General features: G+C 64.7%; 26 protein-coding genes and 2 pseudogenes. 16 read left to right on the top strand and 12 right to left on the bottom strand.

Features of this window, described 5'->3' with window-relative positions; genetic code table 11:
- The first annotated feature begins 224 nt into the window (after window positions 1-224).
- Window positions 225-1,355, top strand: coding sequence for a metallophosphoesterase (locus ABID26_RS32960; protein ID WP_354417747.1), 1,131 nt, complete (start codon window positions 225-227; stop codon window positions 1,353-1,355).
- A gap of 33 nt (window positions 1,356-1,388) precedes the next feature.
- Here the strand turns inward: ABID26_RS32960 and ABID26_RS32955 are convergent, their stop codons facing one another.
- The gene (locus ABID26_RS32955; protein WP_292341301.1) at window positions 1,389-1,568 is read right to left on the bottom strand and encodes a CsbD family protein; all 180 of its coding nucleotides are present in this window, start codon (window positions 1,566-1,568) and stop codon (window positions 1,389-1,391) included.
- Window positions 1,569-1,724: 156 nt separating this feature from the next.
- Between ABID26_RS32955 and ABID26_RS32950 the strand changes: the two genes are divergently transcribed.
- The 5 genes from ABID26_RS32950 to ABID26_RS32930 all read left to right on the top strand — a co-directional run bounded on the left by ABID26_RS32950 (window position 1,725) and on the right by ABID26_RS32930 (window position 5,028).
- Window positions 1,725-2,384: a glutathione S-transferase family protein gene (locus ABID26_RS32950; RefSeq protein ID WP_292341300.1), complete on the top strand. Its 660-nt coding sequence runs from the start codon at window positions 1,725-1,727 to the stop codon at window positions 2,382-2,384.
- A 117-nt stretch (window positions 2,385-2,501) separates the two neighbouring features.
- The gene (locus tag ABID26_RS32945) at window positions 2,502-3,257 is read left to right on the top strand and encodes an SDR family NAD(P)-dependent oxidoreductase (protein WP_292343855.1); all 756 of its coding nucleotides are present in this window, start codon (window positions 2,502-2,504) and stop codon (window positions 3,255-3,257) included.
- 77 nt (window positions 3,258-3,334) lie between these two features.
- Complete coding sequence (locus ABID26_RS32940) at window positions 3,335-3,682, top strand: ArsR/SmtB family transcription factor (RefSeq protein ID WP_126100666.1); 348 nt, start codon at window positions 3,335-3,337, stop codon at window positions 3,680-3,682.
- Complete coding sequence (locus ABID26_RS32935) at window positions 3,669-4,448, top strand: SRPBCC domain-containing protein (protein ID WP_354417733.1); 780 nt, start codon at window positions 3,669-3,671, stop codon at window positions 4,446-4,448. The genes ABID26_RS32940 and ABID26_RS32935 overlap by 14 nt, the downstream gene beginning before the upstream one ends.
- Window positions 4,449-4,641: 193 nt before the next feature.
- Window positions 4,642-5,028 (top strand): YkgJ family cysteine cluster protein, encoded by a 387-nt coding sequence (locus tag ABID26_RS32930; protein WP_126100664.1) that lies wholly within the window; start codon window positions 4,642-4,644, stop codon window positions 5,026-5,028.
- Window positions 5,029-5,195: 167 nt separating this feature from the next.
- Here the strand turns inward: ABID26_RS32930 and ABID26_RS32925 are convergent, their stop codons facing one another.
- Complete coding sequence (locus ABID26_RS32925) at window positions 5,196-5,783, bottom strand: TetR/AcrR family transcriptional regulator (protein WP_354417731.1); 588 nt, start codon at window positions 5,781-5,783, stop codon at window positions 5,196-5,198.
- 206 nt (window positions 5,784-5,989) lie between these two features.
- Here ABID26_RS32925 and ABID26_RS32920 point away from each other — a divergent pair, with 206 nt between their 5' ends.
- Complete coding sequence (locus ABID26_RS32920) at window positions 5,990-7,114, top strand: alpha-hydroxy acid oxidase (protein WP_245460359.1); 1,125 nt, start codon at window positions 5,990-5,992, stop codon at window positions 7,112-7,114.
- 166 nt (window positions 7,115-7,280) lie between these two features.
- Window positions 7,281-7,892: a LysE family translocator gene (locus ABID26_RS32915; protein WP_292343850.1), complete on the top strand. Its 612-nt coding sequence runs from the start codon at window positions 7,281-7,283 to the stop codon at window positions 7,890-7,892.
- A 1-nt stretch (window position 7,893) separates the two neighbouring features.
- On the opposite strand, the gene ABID26_RS32910 is transcribed toward ABID26_RS32915, so the two are convergent.
- The gene (locus tag ABID26_RS32910) at window positions 7,894-8,925 is read right to left on the bottom strand and encodes an AraC family transcriptional regulator (RefSeq protein WP_292343848.1); all 1,032 of its coding nucleotides are present in this window, start codon (window positions 8,923-8,925) and stop codon (window positions 7,894-7,896) included.
- A 191-nt stretch (window positions 8,926-9,116) separates the two neighbouring features.
- Between ABID26_RS32910 and ABID26_RS32905 the strand changes: the two genes are divergently transcribed.
- Together ABID26_RS32905 and ABID26_RS32900 are read left to right on the top strand one after the other, a co-directional pair.
- Window positions 9,117-9,542, top strand: coding sequence for a GFA family protein (locus ABID26_RS32905; protein WP_126100659.1), 426 nt, complete (start codon window positions 9,117-9,119; stop codon window positions 9,540-9,542).
- Window positions 9,543-9,598: 56 nt separating this feature from the next.
- Entirely contained in the window at window positions 9,599-10,114 is a 516-nt protein-coding gene (locus ABID26_RS32900; RefSeq protein ID WP_126100658.1) for an OsmC family protein, read from the top strand.
- 48 nt (window positions 10,115-10,162) lie between these two features.
- Here the strand turns inward: ABID26_RS32900 and ABID26_RS32895 are convergent, their stop codons facing one another.
- The 4 genes from ABID26_RS32895 to ABID26_RS32880 form a co-directional block, all read right to left on the bottom strand.
- Window positions 10,163-10,600, bottom strand: a complete 438-nt coding sequence (locus tag ABID26_RS32895) for a VOC family protein (protein WP_126100657.1) — start codon at window positions 10,598-10,600, stop codon at window positions 10,163-10,165.
- A 209-nt stretch (window positions 10,601-10,809) separates the two neighbouring features.
- Window positions 10,810-11,196 carry a nuclear transport factor 2 family protein gene (locus ABID26_RS32890; protein ID WP_292304794.1) on the bottom strand — a complete coding sequence of 129 codons (387 nt, stop codon included), beginning with the start codon at window positions 11,194-11,196 and terminating at the stop codon, window positions 10,810-10,812.
- Between the two features lie 17 nt (window positions 11,197-11,213).
- Window positions 11,214-11,648, bottom strand: a complete 435-nt coding sequence (locus tag ABID26_RS32885; protein WP_292304795.1) for an OsmC family protein — start codon at window positions 11,646-11,648, stop codon at window positions 11,214-11,216.
- Window positions 11,649-11,671: 23 nt separating this feature from the next.
- Window positions 11,672-12,682, bottom strand: coding sequence for a zinc-dependent alcohol dehydrogenase family protein (locus ABID26_RS32880; RefSeq protein WP_354417728.1), 1,011 nt, complete (start codon window positions 12,680-12,682; stop codon window positions 11,672-11,674).
- 114 nt (window positions 12,683-12,796) lie between these two features.
- On the opposite strand from ABID26_RS32880, the gene ABID26_RS32875 reads away from it, so the two are divergent.
- Window positions 12,797-13,414, top strand: a complete 618-nt coding sequence (locus ABID26_RS32875) for a TetR/AcrR family transcriptional regulator (RefSeq protein WP_354417727.1) — start codon at window positions 12,797-12,799, stop codon at window positions 13,412-13,414.
- A 279-nt stretch (window positions 13,415-13,693) separates the two neighbouring features.
- Here ABID26_RS32875 and groL read toward each other — a convergent pair whose 3' ends face one another.
- From groL to ABID26_RS32860, 3 genes and pseudogenes are all read right to left on the bottom strand, one after another.
- A complete protein-coding gene (gene groL / locus ABID26_RS32870; RefSeq protein ID WP_126100652.1) occupies window positions 13,694-15,346 on the bottom strand; it encodes a chaperonin GroEL in 1,653 nt (550 codons plus the stop codon).
- A 65-nt stretch (window positions 15,347-15,411) separates the two neighbouring features.
- Window positions 15,412-15,708: a co-chaperone GroES gene (gene groES / locus ABID26_RS32865; RefSeq protein WP_040975262.1), complete on the bottom strand. Its 297-nt coding sequence runs from the start codon at window positions 15,706-15,708 to the stop codon at window positions 15,412-15,414.
- Between the two features lie 304 nt (window positions 15,709-16,012).
- A pseudogene (locus tag ABID26_RS32860) lies at window positions 16,013-16,135 on the bottom strand (3-oxoacyl-ACP reductase); the annotation flags it as partial.
- Between the two features lie 48 nt (window positions 16,136-16,183).
- On the opposite strand from ABID26_RS32860, the pseudogene ABID26_RS32855 reads away from it, so the two are divergent.
- Window positions 16,184-16,342 (top strand): annotated as a pseudogene (locus ABID26_RS32855) (LysR substrate-binding domain-containing protein); the annotation flags it as partial.
- 238 nt (window positions 16,343-16,580) lie between these two features.
- Here the strand turns inward: ABID26_RS32855 and ABID26_RS32850 are convergent.
- Window positions 16,581-17,207 carry a TetR/AcrR family transcriptional regulator gene (locus tag ABID26_RS32850; protein WP_292299801.1) on the bottom strand — a complete coding sequence of 209 codons (627 nt, stop codon included), beginning with the start codon at window positions 17,205-17,207 and terminating at the stop codon, window positions 16,581-16,583.
- 131 nt (window positions 17,208-17,338) lie between these two features.
- Between ABID26_RS32850 and ABID26_RS32845 the strand changes: the two genes are divergently transcribed.
- From ABID26_RS32845 to ABID26_RS32830, 4 genes are all read left to right on the top strand, one after another.
- Window positions 17,339-18,523: an MFS transporter gene (locus tag ABID26_RS32845; RefSeq protein WP_354417725.1), complete on the top strand. Its 1,185-nt coding sequence runs from the start codon at window positions 17,339-17,341 to the stop codon at window positions 18,521-18,523.
- 13 nt (window positions 18,524-18,536) lie between these two features.
- Window positions 18,537-19,838 (top strand): D-arabinono-1,4-lactone oxidase, encoded by a 1,302-nt coding sequence (locus ABID26_RS32840; RefSeq protein WP_354417724.1) that lies wholly within the window; start codon window positions 18,537-18,539, stop codon window positions 19,836-19,838.
- A complete protein-coding gene (locus tag ABID26_RS32835; RefSeq protein ID WP_354417722.1) occupies window positions 19,835-20,971 on the top strand; it encodes an alanine racemase in 1,137 nt (378 codons plus the stop codon). Before ABID26_RS32840 ends, ABID26_RS32835 begins: the two co-directional genes overlap by 4 nt.
- Before the next feature lie 338 nt (window positions 20,972-21,309).
- Window positions 21,310-22,245 (top strand): bifunctional helix-turn-helix transcriptional regulator/GNAT family N-acetyltransferase, encoded by a 936-nt coding sequence (locus tag ABID26_RS32830; RefSeq protein WP_126100645.1) that lies wholly within the window; start codon window positions 21,310-21,312, stop codon window positions 22,243-22,245.
- Between the two features lie 24 nt (window positions 22,246-22,269).
- Here ABID26_RS32830 and ABID26_RS32825 read toward each other — a convergent pair whose 3' ends face one another.
- Window positions 22,270-23,085: an AraC family transcriptional regulator gene (locus tag ABID26_RS32825; RefSeq protein ID WP_354417720.1), complete on the bottom strand. Its 816-nt coding sequence runs from the start codon at window positions 23,083-23,085 to the stop codon at window positions 22,270-22,272.
- Window position 23,086 lies beyond the last annotated feature (1 nt).

Genomic DNA, 23,086 nt, shown 5'->3' with positions numbered 1-23,086 from the left:
TCGCTCAGGTTGCCCCCTGAAGCAATGGCAGACCGAGGTGGCTCTGTCGACCCGGGCCTAAAGCGCGTCGCACTGAAACGGATTCAGGCGACGCGCTTTAAGTCTTTGTTTTTATGCATGTCGCGCAAAACCGCTGCGCACTTTTGCGCGACATGCATTAGGCGCGAAAAGTCGCCATGCCCAATCTGGACGATCCGGCGCTGAAACTGTTCAATCGGGTGATCATGAATCGACCACCCTCATCGTCCTTTTCTCGCCGCGCTTTCCTCGAGCGGATGGGAGGCCTCGCCGCGGCCTGCACTTTGCCGCGTGCCGCTTTCGCCCAGACCGGCCGGCGCATCCAGCCGATCGACGCGACTTTTCTGTTCATCGCTGACATCCATGCCTGCCGCATGGCGCGCAAGTTGAGTCCTCATTGCGAACAGGAAGGCAAGACCGACGCGGCCTTGCTGCGCAATGTGGCGGCCTTGAACGGGATTTCGGACAAGGAATGGCCGGTCGAGATCAACGGCGTCGCCACTGGCCTGCATTCGGCCGGCACGCGCATCGGCACGCCGCTCGGCCTCGTCACCGGCGGCGACATCACCGACGACGGCGGCGGCCAGGTCACCGAGCCCAGCGAAGGCACGCAGCTTCTGCAATTCAGCCAGCGCTATCAGCAGGGCGTCGGGCCGGACCGCGTCCACATTCCCGTCTATGTCGGTCTCGGCAACCACGATCTCGACCAGAACGGGTCGCCTCCGCATGTCGACTGGTATCGCCGCGAATTGCGCGACTATGTCGAGGTCAACCATCGCCCCGGCGTGTTCTTCAAGCCGCCGGTGCCGGCGACAAACTACGACGTCGACACCGACTGCTATTCGTGGGACTGGGGCGGCCTGCATCTTGTCCAGACGCACCGCTTCGCCGGCGACACCGGCCATGGCGCGATAAGCAGCCTGCCTTGGCTGAAGCAGGACCTGGCCACCTATGCCGCCGACGGCCGCCCGGTGATCCTGTTCCAGCACTATGGCTGGGACACCTTCTCGATCGAGCGCTGGGACCCGGCAAAGCGCGCCTATGGCGACGAAGGCGCGGGCCGGCCGCACTGGTGGGGCGACGCCGACCGCCAGGCGTTGGTCGCCGCGCTGAAGGGCTACAACGTGATCGCGATCTTCCACGGCCATCAGCACGAGGTGCCGATGATCTACCAGCGCGACGGGCTCGACCTCGTCAAGCCGAAGGCTGCCTATATGGGCGGCTTCGCGCTGGCGCGGGTGACCGATGACAACATCGATGTCGCGCTGGGCGAGGCGGCCGGCGACCATGGCGAGGTGGTCTTCACCAACGCGTTCTCCAAGCAGTTCGAGGCATGAAAACAGGCCGCCCGGAGGGGGCCGTTTGCGGGATCAGAGCGCCTTGCGGACCTTGTCCTTCACGTCGCCATAGGCCTTGCGCACCTTGCCGGCGATCTTTTCGGACACGCCTTCCACCTGCATGCGCCGGTTGCCGGTGGCTTTGCCGGCCGCCTGCTTGACCGAGCCTTTTACCTGCTTGGCGATACCGGCGACCTGATCCCTGTTCACCATGTCCGCATCTCCTGGGTCGGATGCGGGGGCCGCACCCGACACGACAACGAACCGATAACGTTCGGGTTCCGTCCTACCTGCAAGTCGCGGCGAGGACTTTCGGCGGGAAGGCGAAGCGGTTAGCCTGACGTCGCAATCGGCATGAAGTGGGCAACCATGGCGGAATTCACGCTCTTCATTGGCAACAAATGCTTTTCGTCATGGTCGCTCAGACCCTGGGTGGCGATGCGGCATCTGGAGATTCCGTTCGAAGAAAGTTTCGTGCGCCTGCGCACGTCCGAGACTGCCGCCAATCTCGCCAAGGTGTCGCCGACCGGCCTGGTGCCGGTCTTGAATCATAATAACAGGATTGTCTGGGAAACCCTTGCGATCCTTGAATATCTGGCCGACCTCTTCCCGGAGAAAAAACTCTGGCCGGACGATGCCAGCGCCCGCGCCTTGGCGCGCTCGGTGGCGACCGAGATGCATTCCGGCTTCCGCGAGGTCCGTTACGGCTGGCCGATGAATTTGCGCCGGCCGAAGGCCTACAAGCCGCTCGATGCCGAGGGTGAAGCGCAGCGGGCGCGCATCGAAACGATATGGCGGCAGTGCCGTGAGCAATATGGCAGGGCCGGCCCGTTTCTGTTCGGCCATTTCACCGCCGCCGACGCCATGTATGCGCCGGTCGTCACTCGCTTCGACACCTATGGCGGCGAACTGGCGCCCGTCACCCGCGCCTATGTCGATACCGTGTTGGCGACCCCGGCGATGCGGCACTGGTACGCCGAGGCCGCCAGGGAGCCATGGCCGGAGCCAGGGCCGCACGAACAGGACTGAAGCAATTCCGGGAAAAGTGTGAAGCGGTCCGGAATGCGTCAACTGCTCTGATGGCGGGCTTCCAGAATGCCTCGCGCGGCCTATCTAAGGCTGCGGGCGGGTTGCTGGAGATTCCTCATGACATCCACAGATTCCCCTCTCTCGGGTAAGGTCGCGCTCGTCACCGGCGCCTCGTCCGGTATCGGCGAGGCGACCGCGGCCGCACTTGCCGCCGCCGGCGCGAAGGTGGCTGTCGCCGCCCGCCGCATCGATCGTCTCGCGACGCTCTCCAGCCGCATCGAAAAGGCCGGCGGCACCGCATTCGCCATCGAAGCCGATATCGCCAAGGGTGGCGACGTCGCCGCCATGGTCGACAGGGCCGCTTCCGAATGGGGCCGGCTCGACATCCTCGTCAACAATGCCGGCGTCATGCTGCTTGCGCCCACGGCCGAAGCCGACCTCGATGACTGGCGCCGCATGATCGAGCTCAACCTGGTTGGCCTGATGGGAACCACCAAGGCCGCGCTGCCGCACCTCAAGGCCTCCAAGGGCCATGTCGTCAACGTCTCCTCGGTGGCCGGCCGCGTCGCCAACCCAGGCGCCAGCGGCTATGCGGCGACCAAGTTCGGCGTCGTCGCCTTCTCTGAGTCGCTGCGCCGCGAGGTCTATGCCGACAAGGTGCGCGTCACCGTCATCGAGCCGGGCCTCGTGCGGACCGAACTCGGCGACCACATCACCAACCAGGAATTCAAGGCCGGGCTCGAACACCGCCTCGCCACCATGGAAGCGCTGACCGCCGAGGATATCGCCAACGCCATCCTCTACGCCGTCAGTCAGCCGCCGCGCGTCAACATCAACGAGATCCTCATCCGCCCGACCGACCAGGAGCGCTGAGCCATCAGCGAACCCGGTCGACAACAATTGACCGGCGCCGCATTTCGGCATAATACGTAACCAGATGGATACATATTATGCCGCAGGCTGATCCCGACCGTTCCGTCTTCCGCGCCATCGCCGATCCGACGCGGCGCGCTATTCTCGACCGGCTGCGGGAAGGCCCGGCGCCGGTCAACGAACTGGCTTCCGCCTTCTCGCAGAGCCGTCCGGCGATTTCCAAGCATCTGAGGATACTGCGCGAGCTCAACGTCGTTTCCGAGCGGCGGCAAGGCCGTGAGCGCGTCTACCGGCTGGAGCCGGCCGAATTGAAGGACGTCGCGGACTGGATCCTGCCTTACCGCGACTTCTGGCAGCAAAGTCTCGGCAATCTCAAATCCTATCTGGAGAACGCCAATCCGGAGGAGACCAATGGCCAGCAATGACAAACCGCGTGCGATCGCCGACGTGTCAGCCGGCACCATCCTTGCCACGGTGACGATCGCCGTGCCGCCGGAACGCGTCTTCCACGCCATCACCGCCGGGGACCAGATCCCGCTCTGGTGGGGCGCGGACAACATGTACCGGACGACGAAACACACGGCCGACGTCCGGCCCGGCGGCGCCTGGCGCTCGGAAGGCAAGGGCGCTGACGGCCACGATTTCCATGTCGGCGGCGAGTATCTCGAGGTCGAGCCGCCGCATCGCCTGGTGATGACCTGGATAGCGCCGTGGGACGGCGATCATGTCACCACCGTCACCTATACGCTGGAAGCGGTGGAGAACGGCACGCGGCTGACGCTGTGCCACGACGGCTTCGGCGCGCGCCGCGACTCCTGCCGTGACCACGGTTCCGGCTGGGAGCGCGTGCTTGGCTGGCTCGGCGACTTCCTTGTCAAGGAGACTGGCAGCAAGGCGCCGACCGTTTTCCATTGCCGGTTGATCCCGCCGCGGCCGGATTTCGCCTTCACACTGACGGAGGAGGAGCGGATGCTGATGAATGCGCATGCCGACTATCTGCGCGGCCTGCTCCAAGATGGCATGATGATGCTGGCGGGTCCCGTCGCCGATACCGCCGGGCCTTGGGGCCTGTTGATCCTGCGCGTCCGCGGCGAGGCCGAGGCCAGGGCCGTGACCGACGGCGATCCGGTGTCGCGCTCGGGCCGCGGCTTCCGTTATGAAATCCTGCCGATGTTGAGCACGATCATGTGAGGCCCAATGAAAAACGCCTCTCGCGCTTTTTACGACGCGGGAGGCGCTTTTGCCGTCAACCTTTCTCGATTGCTCGTGAACTGTCGACGACAATAGGAAACCCGCAGCCGGCGAAAAGGTTCCCGGCAAAATAAAAAAATCTTTTCGGTCGGCGTGCGCGCTTTCCGGGCTCTGTGCTAGAGGCGTCGCCAGTATGAGGATCGCCTTGCCGCACGACCATTCCTTCCTGAGCCTGACCGACGCATCAGCCGCCTTCGACTGCCAGAGCTGCGGCGCCTGCTGCGCCTATTCGGCCGACTGGCCGCGCTTCTCCACCGAGGAGGATGCGGAACTCGACCGCATCCCCGAAGCGCTCGTCGCCGCCGATCAGTCCGGCATGCACTGCGAGGGCAGCCGCTGTTCAGCGCTTTGCGGCGAAGTGGGCAAGGGGACAGCCTGTACGATCTACGAAGTCCGCCCGCATGTCTGCCGCGCCTGCATGCCCGGCGGCGATGATTGCTTGATGGCAAGGGCGATGTATGGGCTGGCGGTGGAGAGCGTAATCTCCCCCCTTGTGGGGGTTGAGGAGTGGTCCGCGTAGCGGACGCGAAGCCAATTGCTTGGCTTTGCGAACGACGAAAGCCCGGCAGGGCAGAGGGGGGCGCTGTCCCGCCGGCTTTTCCATCAGGCTTCAATCGCACACCGGAGTAGGTTCTCGCTCGAAAACCGAGAGGGGCACCAAGGAATGAGGCGCTGTTCCAGTTGCCCTCACGACATGGGCGGCGACGAACCGTCCGCCACCAGCCGCTTCGCCGCATCCGCGGCGGCAGTGCAGTAGCTTTGGTCGCCATGGATCAGGATCATTACCATGGCGCCTTCGATCAGCAGGAAGAGCTCGCGCGCCCGTGCCTTGGGCGCCGGCACGTTCGCTTCAGCAAGCAGCGTTTCCAGATGCCGCTCCATCAGCGCCTTGTGCTGGCGGGCGATCGAGCGCGCGGGATGGCCGGATAGATCGGCGAGCTCGATCGCCAGCCGGGTGAAGCCGGAGCCCGCCCAGCGCGGCTTGGACGTCCATTTGACCAGGCCCTCGAACAGCTTGTCGATCAGCTCGGCCGCGCCGCCCGACAGGTCGATGCCGTAGTTCTGAAAGTCGGCGAAGGTACGCTCGTGCTGCAAGGCGAGCACGGCGGTCAGCAGCGCGTCCTTGCTATCGAAGTGGTAGTAGAGCGTGCGCTTGGTGACGCCCGCAGCATCCGCGATCTCATCCATGCCGACACGGAAGAAGCCCCGCCGGCGGAACAGCTTGTAAGCCGCCTGCAAGATCTCAGGCCTGGTCTCGTCGGACCCTCTGGGCATGGGGGCGGCCGCTGCCGGTGAAAGTATACTCGCTAGTGAATTTACATCAGGGCGGGCGCGGCGTTCAATGATCAGAGCTTGCTAATATTCAAGGGAGGACGACGATGGAAAGAGTAGTCCCCACAGTGCTCGATGTCCCGACAGGGATCGTGACGCTGGCAGATGCGATCGGGGCAGCATCGGCTGCTCCGCAGTTTCTCAAAGGCATGACCTGCATCGAGGACCTGCGCCAGGCGGCGCGCCGCCGGGTGCCGCGCGTCTTTTTCGACTATCTCGAGTCCGGTTCCTATGCGGAGCAGACGCTGCGCGCCAACAGCGCCGACCTCGAGCGCATCACGCTCAAACAGCGCGTGCTGGTCGATGTCGAGCAGCGCGACACGGCAACCACGATCCTCGGCGAGAGGGTAGCGCTGCCGGTGGCGCTTGCGCCGATCGGCCTCGGCGGCATGCAATGGGCCGATGGCGAGATCCTCGCCTGCCGCGCGGCAAAAGTCGCCGGCATTCCCTACACGATGAGCACGATGTCGATCTGCTCTATGGAGGACGTTGCTCAAGCGGTGGGCAAGCCGTTCTGGTTTCAGCTCTATGTGATGAAGGACCGTGGTTTCGTGCGAGCGCTCGTCGAGCGGGCGCTCGCCGCCCGCTGCAGCGCGCTGGTACTCACCGTCGACCTGCAGGTGCTGGGGCAGCGTCACGCCGATGTCAGGAACGGGCTCTCGGTGCCGCCGGCGCTCAAGCCGCGCACTATCCTTGACATTGCCAGTCGGCCGGGCTGGGCGGCCCGCATGCTCTCAGCCAAACGCTGGACCTTCGGCAACCTCGCCGGTCATGTGAAGGGCGAGGACAGCATCAAGGCGGTGGCGGATTGGGTAGCGCATCAATTCGATGCAACGCTGAACTGGAGCGACGTCGACTGGATCAGGAGCATCTGGCCGGGCAAGCTGATCCTCAAGGGCATCCTCAACGTCGACGACGCACGGAGCGCCAGCAAGGCGGGCGCCGACGCCATCGTGGTGTCCAACCACGGTGGCAGGCAGCTCGACGGCGCGCCGTCGACCATTTCGATGCTACCCAGGATCGCCGAGGCGGTGGGCTCGGAGATCGAGTTGCTGTTCGACGGCGGCGTGCGCTCGGGCCAAGATGTGATGCGGGCGCTGGCGCTCGGCGCCCGGGCCTGCCTGGTCGGACGCGCCTATGTCTACGGCCTCGGCGCCGGCGGCGAGGCCGGTGTGGCGACGGCAATTGAGATTCTGCGCAAGGAACTCTCCGTCACGATGGCGCTCACGGGGACACGCAACGTCGAGGAGATCGATGGGAGGGTGCTGAATTAGGCGGGGGGCGGCGGGAACCTGGACTATCGAGAAGTCGGCGGGACAGCGCCCCCCTCTGGCATGCCGGGCCATTTCCCCCACGAGGGGGGAGATTACGCTCTCCCCCGCTTGCCCACTCTCTCACCTCCCGATACCTTGCCGCGCGGGCATGGCCGTGGAGGAAACCGTGAGCATCGAATTCCTGTTGACGTCGCTGATCATCGTCGCTTCGCCGGGCACCGGCGTTCTCTACACGCTGAGTGCCGGCCTCTCGCGTGGCGCGCGCGCTTCGATCATTGCAGCCTTCGCCTGCACCTTGGGCATCATCCCGCATATGGCGGCTGCCGTCACCGGCCTTGCCGCGGTGCTGCACACCAGTGCCGTCGCCTTCGAGACGCTGAAATATCTCGGCGTCGCCTACCTGCTCTATATGGCCTGGAACACGTTGAAGGAGAAAGGCGGGTTGAGTGTCGACGAGAATGTCGCCCCGCGCTCCGCCGCCAGGATCGTCGCTTCCGGCATCCTGATCAACATCCTCAACCCAAAACTGTCGATCTTCTTCTTTGCCTTCCTGCCGCAATTCGTCAGCACCGGCGAGCCGCACGCGTTTGGCAAGATGCTGGAGCTCTCCAGTGTCTTCATGCTGATGACCTTCGTCGTCTTTGCGGTCTACGGCGTGTTCGCGGCGTCGGTGCGCAGCCACATCGTGTCGCGGCCGATGGTGTTGACCTGGATGCGCCGCACCTTCGCCGGCGCCTTTGTCATGCTCGGCGCCAAGCTGGCGCTGGCGGATCGCTAGCTCACCGCTGCTTGTCGGCCAACTCGCCTCCGGTTTCGGAAGCCTCGCTTGCGGAACCGGACGCAGCCCGAATGCCGAGCCGCCAGGCCGAAGGCGGCACGCCGGTCATCTTCTTGAAGGCGCGGCTGAACGCCGCCTCGGACTCGTAGCCGATCTCCGCCGCGATGTTCGCGACGTTGCTGTTGCCGGCGCTGAGCAATTCCGAGGCGATCTGCATGCGCCATTTGGCGAGATAGTGCATCGGCGGCATGCCGACGAGCCTGGTGAAGCGCTCGGCAAGCACAGTGCGCGATAGCGCGGACTCTTTCGCCAGCGCCTCCAAGGTCCAACTATGCGCCGGCCGATCATGGATCAGCGCCAGCGCCCTGCCCAGATGCGGATCGCGCAGGCCCGCCAGCCAGCCGGTCTGTTGCGGCGGCAGCGATTCCACATAGCGGCGCAGGACATCGACGAACATCAATTCGCTGAGCTTGGTCAGCACCGTCTCGCTGCCCGCCCGCTTCTCAGCCACCTCCGATACGGCCAGCTTGATGAACAGGCCGAGCCAGCCGCCGTCGCCTTTCACGTCTCCAGCCTTGATGACCGGAGGCAGCGCTTCCAGCAGCGGATTGAAGGGCAGGGCATCGCAAGCGAGATAGCCGCACACCAGCCGGGCCGACAGCGATCCGTCCTTGACGTAGTTAATGGGGAACGGCGTCTGGCTGGCGGCCGCGATCTCCAGGACATCCGCGGTCGGCGGATCGGCCCTCAAGTCGGGCGTGCTCGACATGATATGCGGGTCGCTCTTGGTGAAGACGACGACCTCGCCGGCCTCCACGAGTATCGCTTCCTTGCCGATGATGCGCGCGAAGCAACGGCCGGCTGTGAGCACGTGGTAGGAAATCAGGTGATCCGCGCCCGGCAGTATCCTGGGCAGTATCGAAGCGGGCGAGGGCGAGCAGACCGCCCAGGGATCCTGGGCCTCGATGTCGAAAAACGTCGCGCCGGTGAGGCGCACCGTTTTCAACAGGTCAGACAGAGCGTCCCCGGCCATTCCACCCAAGTCCCGTAAGTTGCGCGGCAACCCGGCGCGACATCCCTTCCGAGTTCCGGACGCGCTGTCAAGTAAGGCGGACGCGCCGTCATTCCGTTCATGGCCGGAAGCTTTAAACCCCCACCGGTGCTTGTGTGGTGCCTCAGGTAGGCGCCAGGCGCAGTCGAACCAAACGAAAAAGGATGTAAGTCATGACGGTACATAAGGGCGGATGTTTTTGCGGCGCCGTGCAGATCGAAGTTCATGGAACCGCCGAGGCAATGGGCTATTGCCATTGCGGTTCCTGCCGGTCGTGGTCGGCGTCTCCCGTGAACGCCTTCACGCTATGGAAGCCCGAAAACGTCAAGGTCACCAAGGGCGCGGAATTCCTGTCCGGCTTCAGGAAGTCGAAGATGAGCGACCGCCGGTACTGCACCGAATGCGGCGGGCATCTGATGACGGATCATCCGCAGCTTGGCCTGGTCGACGTCTATGCGGCGACGATACCGACGGTGGAATTCACGCCGGGGGTCCATGTCAACTACGCCGAGACGGTCCTGCCGATGAAGGACGGCTTGCCCAAGCTGAAGGATTTTCCGGCCGAGCTCGGCGGCTCCGGCGTGAGCCTGCCGGAGTAATCCCCGGCGATGACAAAGGACTCCCGAGAACCACACTACACGACAGGAGAATATGCATGGATATCGCGACATTTCGCGCCACGCAGGAGCCGATCAAGGATCTTTATCGCAACGATGCCCGGGCGGCGCTTCTCACGCTGAAGGCAAAGGGCAGCGCCGACGACGCCAGGGTGACCTGCAAGGTCGAGACCGGACGCGGCCTGGCACTGGCCGGCATCCACCCGAAGGCCGGCGGCAGCGGGCAGGAGCTTTGTTCCGGCGACATGCTGCTGGAAGCGTTGATCGCCTGCGCCGGCGTCTCGATGCGGGCGGCTGCCGCCGTCCTCGAGATCCCGATCAAGTCGGCGGAAATCTCCGCCGAAGGCGATGTCGACCTTCGCGGCACGCTGGGCGTCACCGAAGGCGTGCCGGTCGGCTTCAAGGAGATCCGCTTGCGGTTCGACATCGAGACGGACGCTCCGCAAAAACGACTGACGGAACTGCTGGAGCTCACCGATCGCTACTGCGTGATCTTCCAGACGATTCAGCGCAGTCCCAAGACCTTCGTGAAGCTCAACAGGGTCGCGCGCTAACCACCCTTTGCGAGACGCGCTTGCTTCGTCATTGTCGTCGTATCGCGCTCAGCTGAGTTCTTGCGCGAGTCCGATGAGAAGCCCTTCAGGCCCGCGGATGTAGCAGAGCCGATACACGTCTTTATACCGGACTACTTCGCCTACGAGCTGCGCGCCGCGATCGCGGAGCCTTTCAAGCGTCTCGTCGATGTCGTCCACGGCGAACATGATGCGGAGGTAGCCCAGAGCATTCACCGGGGCGTTGCGGTGATCCGCGACGGTAGGCGGCTTGAGGAAACGGGAGAGCTCGAGCCGGCCGTGGCCGTCTGGCGTGCGCATCATGGCAATCTCGACGTGCTGATCGCCCAGCCCAGTGACACGTCCGGCCCATTCTCCTTCGATGGTGGCGCGCCCTTCGAGCTCAAGGCCGAGGTCGCGAAAGAAATCAATCGTCGCTCCGAGGTCGTCGACGACGATTCCTACATTGTCCATCCGTTTGAGCGCCATGTGTCCAATCTCCAACGTGTCGTCTAAAGCGCGTCGTGTTGGAACGGATTCAGGCGACGCGCTTTAAGTCTTTGTTTTGATGCATGTCGTTGCCCCAGAAGCCGCTGCACTGCTGGGCGACATGCACTGGTCTGACAATGGACGACTTTTGCCCGGGAGCCAAACCTTGGCGGGGATTCCGGGTTGAGCGCGGCTTTTCCGGCCAGGCCCTATCCCTTCACATAGCCCATCGCCTCGACGATCTGTCCGTCCGCGACGCGCATCAGGTTGACGCCGCGCAAAGAATTGTCGTCAGACATCCAGAAGCGCCAGCGGATCGTCGCCCGGTCACCGGCCACAAACGTCTCCTCGATGTCGAAGCGCGTGCCGGGTGCGGTGGCGATCGCCGACCATAGCTCGACGCAGGCGGCCTTGCCGGCGCGGCGGGCGCCGTCCGGCGCCGGCGTGGTGTTCTCGATCACGCAGTGATCCGCCACCAGCTCGTCCAGCGCCGACGGATCGTGCTTTTGGAAGACGTCGTTGTAGCGCCGCATGATTTCGGCCGTTTCGGCCGAGCGTTTGGCCGTGGCGATGTCGATGATCAATTCCTGGGTCATTGGTTTCTCCTTCCGCTTCAGTGGTCGATGAGGTTCGCCTTGAGCGTGATCGCGGCGACGCCGGTGAGCGCCCGCGAGACGAGGCAGGTCGCCTTTGCGGATTGCGCCAGCCGCTCGAAATCGTCCGCGGCGAGCCCGGCGACGCTCGCTTCCGTCTCCAGCTCGATGCGGGTGATGGTCGGCCCGGCCGTGGTGGCGCCGAGATGCACTTTCGCGACGGTGCTGATGCGCGCGGGAGTAAAACCTTCGCGGCCGAGAATGGCGCTCAGCGCCATCGAGAAGCAGCCGGCATGCGCCGCCGCGATCAGTTCCTCCGGATTGGTGCCCGGGCCGTTCTCGAAGCGTGATGGAAAGGAATAGGCGCCCTCGAATACGCCGCTGCCCAGCCGCAGCCGGCCGGATCCTTCCTTGAGTGTGCCCTGCCATTCGGCCGAAGCGTCGCGGATTGTCATTGCTGTCTCTCCTGTCTGGTTGGTCAGGCGCCGTCGACGACGACCTTGCCGAAGACGTCGCCCTGCTGGAAATGACGGTAGGCCTCGCGCGCCTCGGCGAAGGGAAAGACCCTGTCGATGACTGGCTTCAGCCGATGCGTCGCGACGGCGGTGAGCATCGCCTCCAATGCGCTGCGGCTGCCGACGAACACGCGGCTGATGGTGGCGAGACTTCGCTGATAGACGGAGCCCGGAATCTCGACCGATTGGCCCTTCTGGTCCTGCACGGTGAGCAGCACGATGCGGCCGTAAAGCGAGCTGGCGATCAGCGATTGCGCGAATGTTGCCGGGCCGCCGGTCTCGACGACGATGTCGATGCCGCCGGTCGCCTCGCGCAGTTTCATGCCCCATTCCGGCGTCTCGGCCGTTGCGATGACGAGATCGGCGCCGAGCGTCCGCAGCCTGTCGGCCTTTTCGGCGCGCGAAGTGACGGCCGCGACGCGGCAGCCGGCGAGCTTGGCGAATTGCAGCGCAAACAATGCGACGCCGCCTGAGCCGATGACCAGAACCCATTGCCCGGGCTTCGGATTCTCGGCGCCCGTCAGCGCGCTCCAGGCGGTCAGCCCGGCGCAGCTCAGCGTTGCCGCCCCATGCCAGTCGAGATGGTCGGGCAGCCGCACCGCCCATTGCTCGTCGAGCAAGGCGTATTCCGAGAGCATGCCGTCCAGCGTGCAGCCAAGCTGGTCGACCAAGCCGGGATGCATCCGGCCGTCGATCCAGCGCGCGAAATAGCTGCCGGTGACGCGGTCGCCAACGGCAAAGCGCGTGACGCCATCGCCGATCGCCATCACTTCGCCGGCGCCGTCGCTCAGCGGAACGATGCTGGGGCGCGGCATCAGCGGATAGGTGCCGTTGAGGATCATGGTGTCGCGGCGGTTGATCGAGGCGGCGCGCACCTTCACCACGATCTGATGCGGGCCGGGCCGTGGCATTGCTTCCTCGCGCAGCGCCAGTCTGTCGATGCCGCCTTGTTCCTCAAGCCGATAGATTTGCATTCTTACCTCTCGAATATGTAGACCGATTTACATATTATGTAGACCGATTGTCATATTCTGGGCAAGACCTATAATGCGCATTCCTGACAGAAGTTGACATGGTGAGAGGTTGACGTGGCGACGGACACACGCACCCGCATGATCGAGGCAACGGCGCTGCTCATCAGGCAGCGCGGCTATCACGGCACCTCGCTCAATGACATTTTAAGCGCCAGCGGCGCGCCCCGCGGCTCGCTGTACTTCCATTTCCCGGGCGGCAAGGATCAATTGGTCGTCGAGGTGACGCGCGCCAGCGTGGCCGACGTGACTGAACGGTTGGGCGCCGAGCTGGCCTCCGAAAGCGACCCGGCCGTCGCCGTCCGCCGCATCTACCAGTCGGTGGCGCGCATGCTTGAGGAGAACGAATTCTCGCTCGGCTGTCCGATTGCGCCGGTCGTGCTGGACGCGCCGAACGACGTGCCGGACCTGGCCGAGATCTGCCGCGTGGCCTTCGAGCAATGGATCGGCCTGCTGCGCCAGGCCTTCATGCGGGCAGGGGTGGTCGAGCAGCGCGCGCAGGCGCTGGCACTGCTGGTCGAATCCTCGCTCGAGGGCCTGATGGTGATCGCCCGCGCCACCCGCGACCGCGCGCCGCTCGCTGCCGTGGCCGATGAAGTGGTGGCGCTGGTTGAGACAGCGGTGCGTTCCGGCAAGACCGCACAGCGCGCGGCGGCTGCTGATCTCCCCCCTTGAGGGGGGAGATGTCGCCAAAGGCGACAGAGGGGGTCGCCGCGCGTGGAGCGCCGGCGCCTTCCGCGACGAGAGGCGACGCTGGCGATCTACGCGAGACGACCCCTTCTGCCCTGCCGGGCATCTCCCCCTCAAGGGGGGAGATTGGCTGTCGCGCAGGCTTTCGCCAACCGCAAGCAGCACGACGGCCTTGACCGCCTCAAGAGACTGGCGGCTGCAGCTGCAAACAAAAAGGGCGGCATTTCTGCCGCCCTTTCCGTACTCACTATGGGACCGGACTTCTTAGAAGTCCATACCGCCCATGCCACCCATGCCGCCGCCAGGCATGCCGCCCGGCATACCGCCGGCGGCTTCCTTCTTCGGAGCTTCGGCGATCATGGCTTCGGTGGTGACCAGCAGGCCGGCGACCGAGGCCGCGTCCTGGAGAGCGGTGCGCACGACCTTGACCGGGTCGACGATGCCCATGGCGATCATGTCGCCATACTCGCCGGTCTGGGCGTTGAAGCCGAAGGTCGCGCCCTTGTTCTCGAGGATCTTGCCAGCGACGATCGAGGCTTCGGCACCGGCGTTGGCCGCGATCTGGCGGGCCGGAGCCTGCAGAGCGCGACGGACGATGGCGATGCCCGCGGCCTGGTCGGCATTGGCGCCGGTGGCCTTGAGGGCGCCCGAGGCGCGCAGCAGGGCGACGCCGCCGCCGGCGACGATGCCTTCTTCCACGGCCGCGCGGGTCGCGTTCAGCGCGTCGTCAACGCGGTCCTTCTTTTCCTTGACCTCGACCTCGGTCGCGCCGCCGACGCGGATCACCGCGACGCCGCCGGCGAGCTTGGCCAGACGCTCCTGCAGCTTCTCCTTGTCGTAGTCCGAGGTGGTCTCCTCGATCTGCTGCTTGATCTGGGCGACGCGGCCCTGGATCTCGGCCTTCTTGCCGGCGCCGTCGACGATGGTGGTGTTCTCCTTGGAGATCGACACCTTCTTGGCGCGGCCGAGCATGTTAAGGCCGACATTCTCGAGCTTGATGCCGAGGTCTTCGGAAATGACCTGGCCACCGGTGAGGATGGCGATGTCTTCCAGCATGGCCTTGCGGCGGTCGCCGAAGCCCGGAGCCTTGACGGCGGCGATCTTCAGGCCGCCACGCAGCTTATTGACGACCAGCGTGGCCAGAGCCTCGCCTTCGACGTCTTCCGAGATGATGAGCAGCGGCTTCGAGGTCTGAACGACGGCTTCCAGGACCGGCAGCATGGCCTGCAGGTTGGAGAGCTTCTTCTCGTGCAGCAGGATGTAGGCGTCTTCCAGATCGGCGACCATCTTGTCGGCGTTGGTGACGAAGTAGGGCGACAGGTAGCCGCGGTCGAACTGCATGCCTTCGACGACTTCCAGCTCGGTGTCGGCGGTCTTGGCTTCCTCGACGGTGATGACGCCTTCGTTGCCGACCTTCTGCATCGCTTCCGCGATCATCTTGCCGACCGACTCGTCGCCATTGGCCGAGATCGTGCCGACCTGGGCGACTTCCTCGGAGGTCTTGATCTTCTTGGCGGCCTTGCCGAGCGCGCCGACGACTTCGGTGACGGCGAGGTCGATGCCGCGCTTCAGGTCCATCGGGTTCATGCCGGCGGCAACCGCCTTGTGGCCTTCCTGGACGATCGACTGCGCCAGAACCGTCGCGGTCGTGGTGCCGTCGCCGGCGATGTCGTTGGTCTTCGAAGCGACCTCGCGCACCATCTGCGCGCCCATGTTCTCGAACTTGTCCTCGAGCTCGATCTCCTTGGCGACGGTGACGCCGTCCTTGGTGATGCGCGGAGCGCCGAACGACTTGTCGATGACGACGTTGCGGCCCTTCGGACCGAGGGTGACCTTCACCGCATCGGCGAGGATATTGACACCGCGCAGCATGCGCTCACGGGCGTCACGGGAGAATTTTACGTCTTTTGCAGCCATGTTTTAGCTCCTGACAGGGGCTCGGTGAGAGCCCGAAAATTCAGTTGATGGAGAGAGGCCGATATTCAGCCGATGATGCCCATGATGTCGGATTCCTTCATGATCAGAAGGTCCTCGCCATTGAGCTTGACTTCAGTGCCCGACCACTTGCCGAACAGGACGCGATCGCCGGCCTTGACGTCGAGCGGCACGAGCTTGCCGCTTTCGTCGCGGGCGCCGGAGCCAACGGCGATGATCTCGCCTTCCTGCGGCTTCTCCTTCGCCGTATCCGGGATGATGATCCCGCCGGCGGTCTTGGATTCGGATTCGACCCGGCGAACGACCACGCGGTCATGAAGCGGGCGGAATTTGGACTTTGCCATGTTGTCTTCCTCGAATGAGAACGGTGAGAACTGTTCCTCCATCCGGCGAGGCCGGATACGAGTTAGCACTCACCAAAGGCGAGTGCTAACGTGGCGCTGAAATAGGCTGGCGGCGTGCCAGAGTCAAGGCGCGCGGGAAGGGGTGATCACGCGAAATTTTTCTGCCCATGACGCGATGCTGAAAAAGGCGGATCGCGGGGGCGTACCGATATGGAAGCGCCGTGCTTCGCCGGCAAACCGCGGCGAAGCACGGCGCGATGCGAAAGGCAAGCGGATCGGAGCGAATGCTTTCGGGCTTTGCCGCTCAGATATTCATGCCGCCCGACACCTCGATGCGCTGCGCATTGACCCAGCGATTGTCCTCCGAGAGCAGCGAGGCGATCATCGGGCCGATGTCGTCGGCGACACCGGCGCGGCCGAGCGCAGCCGCGGCCTCGGCTGCAACACCGGGCTCAACCTCGCCCGCAGGGGCGTCGACGATCTCAAGGCCGGTCGGCTTGTCGAGGTACTTCCCGATTTCCCGCCGACGCCGATCTCGGTGCACTATCCGCGCAGCCGGCAGCTGTCGCCAAGGGTGAGGGTGTTCGTGGATTGGCTGGTGGAGATTCTAGGGCCGAAGCTGGATGCGGGGTGAGCGATTTTGGCAAAGCTGGCGGGACAGCGCCCCCCACTGTCCTGCCGGACATCTCCCCCAAAAGGGGGGAGATTGGCAGATCCGGCGCTCCGCCTAATTCTGCGGCGTCGGAGATTGGCGAAGCCGTGTTGACATCCGATTTCCCCCCCTTGCGGGGGAGATGCCCGCCAGGGCAGAGGGAGGTGTGAAGGAACGCGACATTTCTCATTCGGCGCAGCTTCACGACGACCACTAAGGACTACAAAAACAACCGCAACTGCGCATGGATGATCGACCTATAATCCTCGATCGTGCGCCGGCCTTCTTCCTCGTCCTGCGTCAGCGCCAGCCGCACGACGCCGCCTGCGAGCTGGAAGATGAGGAACACGATGCGACCGAAAGCCTCGCGCCGCTCCGGCTCGATTAGCGGGCCGACATGCGCGCAGAACATCTCCGCCTGCCGCCTCGTTTCGGCGATGTCAAGATTCTTGAGCGCCTTGTCGGCTTGGATCGCGTTCTGCAGGTCCTGGATCGCCGGATCGCCGGCGACGCGGCCGCGATAGTCGTCGAGCAGCCGGTCGGCCGCCGGCATCACGTCGTCGCGGTGCCGCACGTTGGCGATGATTTCGGAGAGCCGCGCCCGGCTCTCTTCCGAGAAGCGCTCGTAGAGCATCGCCAGGATCGCCGATTTGCTGGGAAAGTAATGATAGACGGTAGCGATCGGACCGCCGGCCAGCGCGCCAACCTCCTTCATCGTCACCGCGTCGATGCCCTTCTCGCCGATCAGCCGCATCGTCGTGGCGAGGATCGCGTCGATACGCTCGCGGCTGCGCTCCTGCTTGGGCCTGCGCCTGGGTTCCGTCGCCGTTCGCCTTGCTTCCGTCATGCGCCAAATCTCACACGGCCAAATCTCACACGGAACGTCCAATTTCAGGTTGACATGAAACATGATCAAGTATCAGTTTCACGAAATGCTGACAATCTGTCAGCTTTTGGCGAGCTGCAAGGGGGCGCCTCGTGACTGTCACCGATGCCAGGCATGTGGAAGAGGGCGACTGGCTTGTCGGCAATCCGACCGGCCTGCAACTCGCCTCGGCGCTCTGGATCGGTTCGGTCGGGCTGCTCATTCTCGGGCTGCAGCCAGTGCTGCTCGGCGCGCTTTACACGGAAGGGCATGTCACCGGCGACGAGCTGGCGCTGGTCGCCACCGCCGAGATGATTGCCATAGCGATCGGCTCGGGCGTAGTGGCGATGCTCTTGCCGGCGCGCAACATGCGCTGGAAGAGCGCTTTACTTCTGGTCCTGCTGGCGCTCGCCAATTTCTGGGCGGCCTATGCCGGGAGTCCCAACGCGCTGATCGGCGCCCGTACTCTCGCAGGCTTGGCGGAGGGCGGACTGGTCGCCGTCGCCACCGAGCTGATCGCCCGCTCGCGCCGGGCCGAGCGCATCGGCGGCTATTTCGTCACGCTGCAGACGCTGGCGCAATGCGCGTTGGCGCTGCTGCTCGCGCTCTATGCGGTGCCGGCCGCCGGCTCGGCCGGCGGGTTCATTGCGCTCGGCATTGTCTGCCTTTTGTCGCTCGCCTTCGCCTCGATGGTGCCGGACGATTATGCCGACCTGCCGAAGGAAGAGCATTTTGCCAATGTGCTCACCGTGCCGGCGATCACGGCGCTGTTGTCGATCTTCTGCTACTTCATGTTCTTCGGCGCCGTCTGGGCTTTTCTCGAGCCGCTCGGCGCTGAGTTCGGCATCGATGGCCGCACTGTCGGCCTGATGGTTTCGGCAAGCCTCGCCACGCAGGTGGTGGGTGCCATGACGGCGACCGTCTTTGAAGCGCGCATCGACTATCGCTTCGCCATAACCATCATCGGTGTCGTGGCGGCGATCAGCTCCGCGCTGCTTGCCTCCGGCCCGGGGCTTTCCGTGTTCTGGGCGACGGCATTGGTGATGGGCTTCATCCTGCTCTTCATCGTGCCTTACCAGATCCGTCTGGCAATCACCGCCGACGAGACGCGAACGGCTGTACTCCTCGTACCGGCCGCGCAGCTCTTCGGCCTCGCCATCGGCCCGATCGCCGCTTCGCTGCTGATCGAGGGCGAAAACTTCCGTCCGGTGCCGGAATTCGCCGCGGCAAGCGCGCTGGCCAGCGTCGCGCTGCTCGGCGTTTTCGTGCTGGTCGCGCGGCGCCGCATTCCAGTCTGAGCGGGAGGTGACGGTGGCAAACGCCTGGAGCAACTGGTCGGGCTTCGTGAAGGCCGCGCCGAAGCTGATCGCCACACCCACCGACGCCGGTGAGCTGGCAGAGCTGGTGCGCTCGGCGCCCGGTCCGCTGCGGGTCGCCGGCGCCGGCCATTCCTTCACGCCGCTGGTGCAGTCGGACGGCACCATCGTCTCGCTGGAGAAGATCGAGGGGCTCGTCTCTCATGACCCCGCAACCAATCGAGCAAGGGTGGGGGCAGGCACGCAGCTCGGCGCCCTGATGCACATCCTGCAGGACATCGGCCAGGGCTTGCCCAATATGGGCGATATCGACCGCCAGGCGATCGGCGGCGCGCTGGGCACCGCCACGCATGGCTCCGGCCCGACGCTCGGCGCCTATCATACGCAACTGGAAACGGTGCAGTTCGTCGACGGGCAGGGTAAGTTGCGCGAATATAGCCGGGCAGGGGATCAGGACATGACCCACGCCACCGGCGTCGCGCTCGGCGCCTTCGGCGTGCTCACCGAAGTGACGATGAACAACATCCCGACCTACCGGCTGCGCCGCCGCAAATGGGCGCTGCCGATCGGCGACATGCTGCGCGATTTTCAGACGATGATGGCCGCGCATCGCTCGGCGGAGTTCTACTACATCCCGTTCTCCGGCTACGCGCAGTTCATCGCCAGCGACCTGAGCGACGCCGCGCCCACGCCGCGGCCGACGGAGGACGACGAGGAGGGGCTGGCGACGTTGCGCAAGCTGCGCACGGCGCTGCGCTGGCTGCCGTGGCTGCGCCGCGCGCTGATCAAGGGCGCGGTGAAAAAGGTGCCCGCCGAGGATTATGTGCAGGACTGGCTCAACGTCTATGCCAGCGACCGCCGGACAAAGTTCAACGAGATGGAATATCACCTGCCTTTCGAGGAAGGCCCGAAGGCGTTGGCCGAGATCATCGAGCTGACGGAGAAGCACTTTCCGGAAGTCTATTTCCCGATGGAGGTGCGTTCGGTGGCGCCCGACGATTTCTGGCTTTCGCCCTTCCACAAAAGACTGACCTGCTCGATCGCCATCCACCACGATGCTGCGAACGACCCGCTGCCCTTCATGCGCGCGGCTGAGCCGATCTTCCGCAAGTACGGCGGCAGGCCGCATTGGGGAAAGATGCATAGCCTGAAGGCGGCGGATTTCAAAAAACTCTATCCGCGCTGGGATGAGGCGATGGCGGTGCGCCGCGAGATCGATCCGGAAAACCGTTTCGTGTCGCCCTATATGGCCGGCCTGTTCGGCATCGAGCCCGGTCCTTTTGGCATCCGACAATGAGCGCGTATTTCGCCGAGCTGTCGAAGGCGCTGAAGGCGGCGGAGATTTTTCGGCCCTGCCTGGTGCTCGACCGCGATCGGCTGGATGGCAACATCGCGCTGGCGAAGGGGAGATTGGCGCCCGGCCTTGCCGTGCGCCTGGTCGACAAGTCTCTGCCTTGCGTGTCGCTGCTTTCGCACATTGCGAGAGCGCTCGGCACCGACCGATTCATGACCTTCCATCCGCCGGTGATGCAGGCCGTGCTCGACGCTTTCCCCGAGGGCGACCTGCTCTACGGCAAGCCGATGCCGGCCGGCGCGGCCAGGGCCGCGCTAACGCGGGGCGGCGCCGGCTGGTGGTCGCGGGTCTGCTGGCTGATCGATACGCCGGAGCGTCTGGCGGAGTATGGTGCGCTCGCCGCCGCGCTCGACACCGAACTGCGTTTCGCCTTCGAGATCGATGTCGGCCTGCATCGCGGCGGTTTTTCCAATCCCGCCGGAATCAGGGCGCTCTCGATCCCCAAGGGCCTGCGCTGCGAAGGCGTCATGGCCTATGAGGCGCATGCGCCGGAAATCCCCGGACTGCTCGGCGGCGCCGAAAAAGCACTGAAGAAGGCGTCGGCCAAGGCGGCCGAATTCGTCGCCGCCCTCGATCCGGACCAGCGCCGCATCCGCAATATCGGCGGCTCGAAGACGGCGCTGCTGCATGGCGGCGGCATGGCCAACGAAGTGTCGATCGGTTCGGCGTTCGTGCTGCCCAAAGATTTCGACACGCCCGGCCTCGACGGCTTCCAACCGGCGGCCTTCATCGCGACGCCGATTCTGAAGGCGGTCGATCCGGTGTTGCCCGGCCCGGCGACGATCTCCGGGACGCTACGGGCGCTCGGCCTTTTCCCGCGCAAGGGCTGCTATCTCTATGGCGGCAAATGGATGGCCGAGCCGGTGTTCCCCGAAGGCATGAAGCCGAACGGGTTGATCGGGCTGTCGTCCAACCAGCAGTTCATGGGGCTGCCTGCCGGGGCGGACGTGAAGCCCGGCGACTATGCTTTCCTGCGGCCGACGCAGAGCGAGGCGGTGCTGCAGCATTTTGGCTCGATTGCGGTGTTTTCAGCGGGACGGATCGTGGAGTTCTGGCCGGCGCTGCCGATGGGGTGAGGGAGCGCTTCAGGCACTCGCGACTAGCGCCGGGGACCTTGAGGTCGTCATTCTAGGGCGGAGCGAAGCGAAGCGGAGCGCAGACCCTAGAATCCAGGCCGTTACGTCCGCCGAAGAACGATACGGTGCAGAAAGTAGGTCCCCATGCCACCGTGTCCGTGCCAAGGTCTGCACCGCTGCGGCGCTTGTAGGTTACGGCATGGATTCTAGGGTCTACGCCGCGTCGCTTCGCTCCTTGCTCCGCCCTAGAATGACGAAGTTGCGAGGTGCCTCGCCGCATCATTTAATTGACTCCGTCAACTAAATGGTTGATCCTGTCCAGGACAGGAGGAACTCCCATGACGATCCACGATCATCCCGGCAAGGAGCGCATAGACGCGGTGCGCGCTTTCAACCGCTTCTACACCCGCCAGATCGGCGTGCTCGATGAAGGCTGGCTCAAAAGCGCCTTTTCGCTGACTGAGGCCCGGGTGCTTTATGAGCTTGCCCATCGCGATGGGCTCGTTGCCAGCGATCTGGTGCGCGATCTGGGCCTCGATCCCGGCTATGTCAGCCGGCTGCTGAAGAAATTCGAGGACCGCGGCCTGGTCGAGCGCGCCGCCACCGAGGCCGATGCGCGCCGCGCCTCGATCACGATCACGTCCGCGGGCAGGGAGGCTTTCGCGCCGCTCAACCAGGATTCGCACGACCAGGTGCGCGCGCTGCTCGATCGTCTGGCGCCCGTCGATCAGGAACGGCTGGTCAAAGCGATGCGCACGGTGCAGGACCTGCTTGGCGACAAACCCGAACCCAAGGTGCCCTATATCCTGCGTCCGCTGCAGGTCGGCGATATCGGCTGGATCACGCACCGCCAGGGCCTGCTCTACGCGCAGGACTATGGCTGGGACGAAACCTATGAGGCGCTGGTCGCCGAAATCCTCGGCGAGTTCGTCAAGAATTTCGTCCCGCAATGGGAGCGCAGCTGGGTCGCCGAGAGGGAGGGCGAGGTGGTCGGCTCCGTCTTCGTCGTGCGCAAGTCGCCCAAGGTGGCGAAGCTCAGGTTGCTCTACGTCGAGCCGTCGGCGCGCGGCTTGGGCATCGGCGGGCGGCTGGTCGACGAATGCATCGCCTTTTCGCGCGCCAAGGGCTACAAGACGCTGACGCTGTGGACCAATGACATTCTTGGTTCGGCCCGCCGCATCTACCAGGCGGCAGGCTTCAAGCTGGTTGAGGAAGAGCGCCACCATTCCTTTGGCAAGGACTTGGTCGGCCAGACTTGGAATCTAGAACTGTAGCGCTGATCAGCCCTTTACCGGCACTCAGATTTCCAGTCCGCCATTGCCGCTGTGCGGATCGAACTCTGGCCCGTAGCGCTCGAACTCCGGCGCGTCGGCGATCTCATGGCCGGAGGCCGGCAGCCATTTGTTCCAGATCGTGTTGACGGTGTGGCGGATGGTCGAGATGTGCTCGCGATGCGCGAACACCGCGTACTTCTGCGCCGGCACTCTGACCCGGCAGAAGTCCTTTGGCAGATCCGAGAAATCGGCGACCTCTACGCCGGCGACGTAGTCGAAATTGCCGACGTCGTCGCCGTTGACGCAGGCGCCGTACGCGACGTTGCCGATCTGGCCGGGGATGTTGCCGATATAGGGGCCGAAGCGCTGCCACTGCGTCGGGATGCCGGCGCTGGATTCGCAACTGTAGCGCTCGCCGAGCCCGGCGATGAGGAACGGCCGGCTGGTCTCGAAGCGCGGCGGCTCGAGCGTGGCTAGAAGCGAACTGTCCATGAGGATGGGCTCCACGAGGTCGAGGTTTTTGGTCGAGCTCTCGGCGCGCACCAGTTCCGGCGTGGTGCCGAACTGGTCGCGGAAGGCCCGCGTGAAAGCCTCATGCGATCCGTAGCCGGCATCGAGCGCGACGCTCAGAATATCGGGCGCCCCACCGGCGAGCTTGCGCGCCGCTTCGCTGAGCCGGCGCGCCCGCATATAGCCCATGACCGACCGTCCGGTGGCGGCGCCGAAGGCGCGCGTCACGTGGAAGCGCGACACGCCGCTGCTTGCCGCGACATCGTCCAGCGAAATCGCATCCGGCAGATGGCTTTCGACAAACCACAGCGCTTTCTCGGTCGGGTTCATT

The organism is Mesorhizobium shonense (genome assembly GCF_040545255.1).
In the GTDB taxonomy this organism is placed as follows: domain Bacteria; phylum Pseudomonadota; class Alphaproteobacteria; order Rhizobiales; family Rhizobiaceae; genus Mesorhizobium; species Mesorhizobium shonense.
The sequence above is the reverse complement of the archived record's forward strand: the minus strand, read 5'-3'. Positions and strand labels throughout refer to the sequence as shown.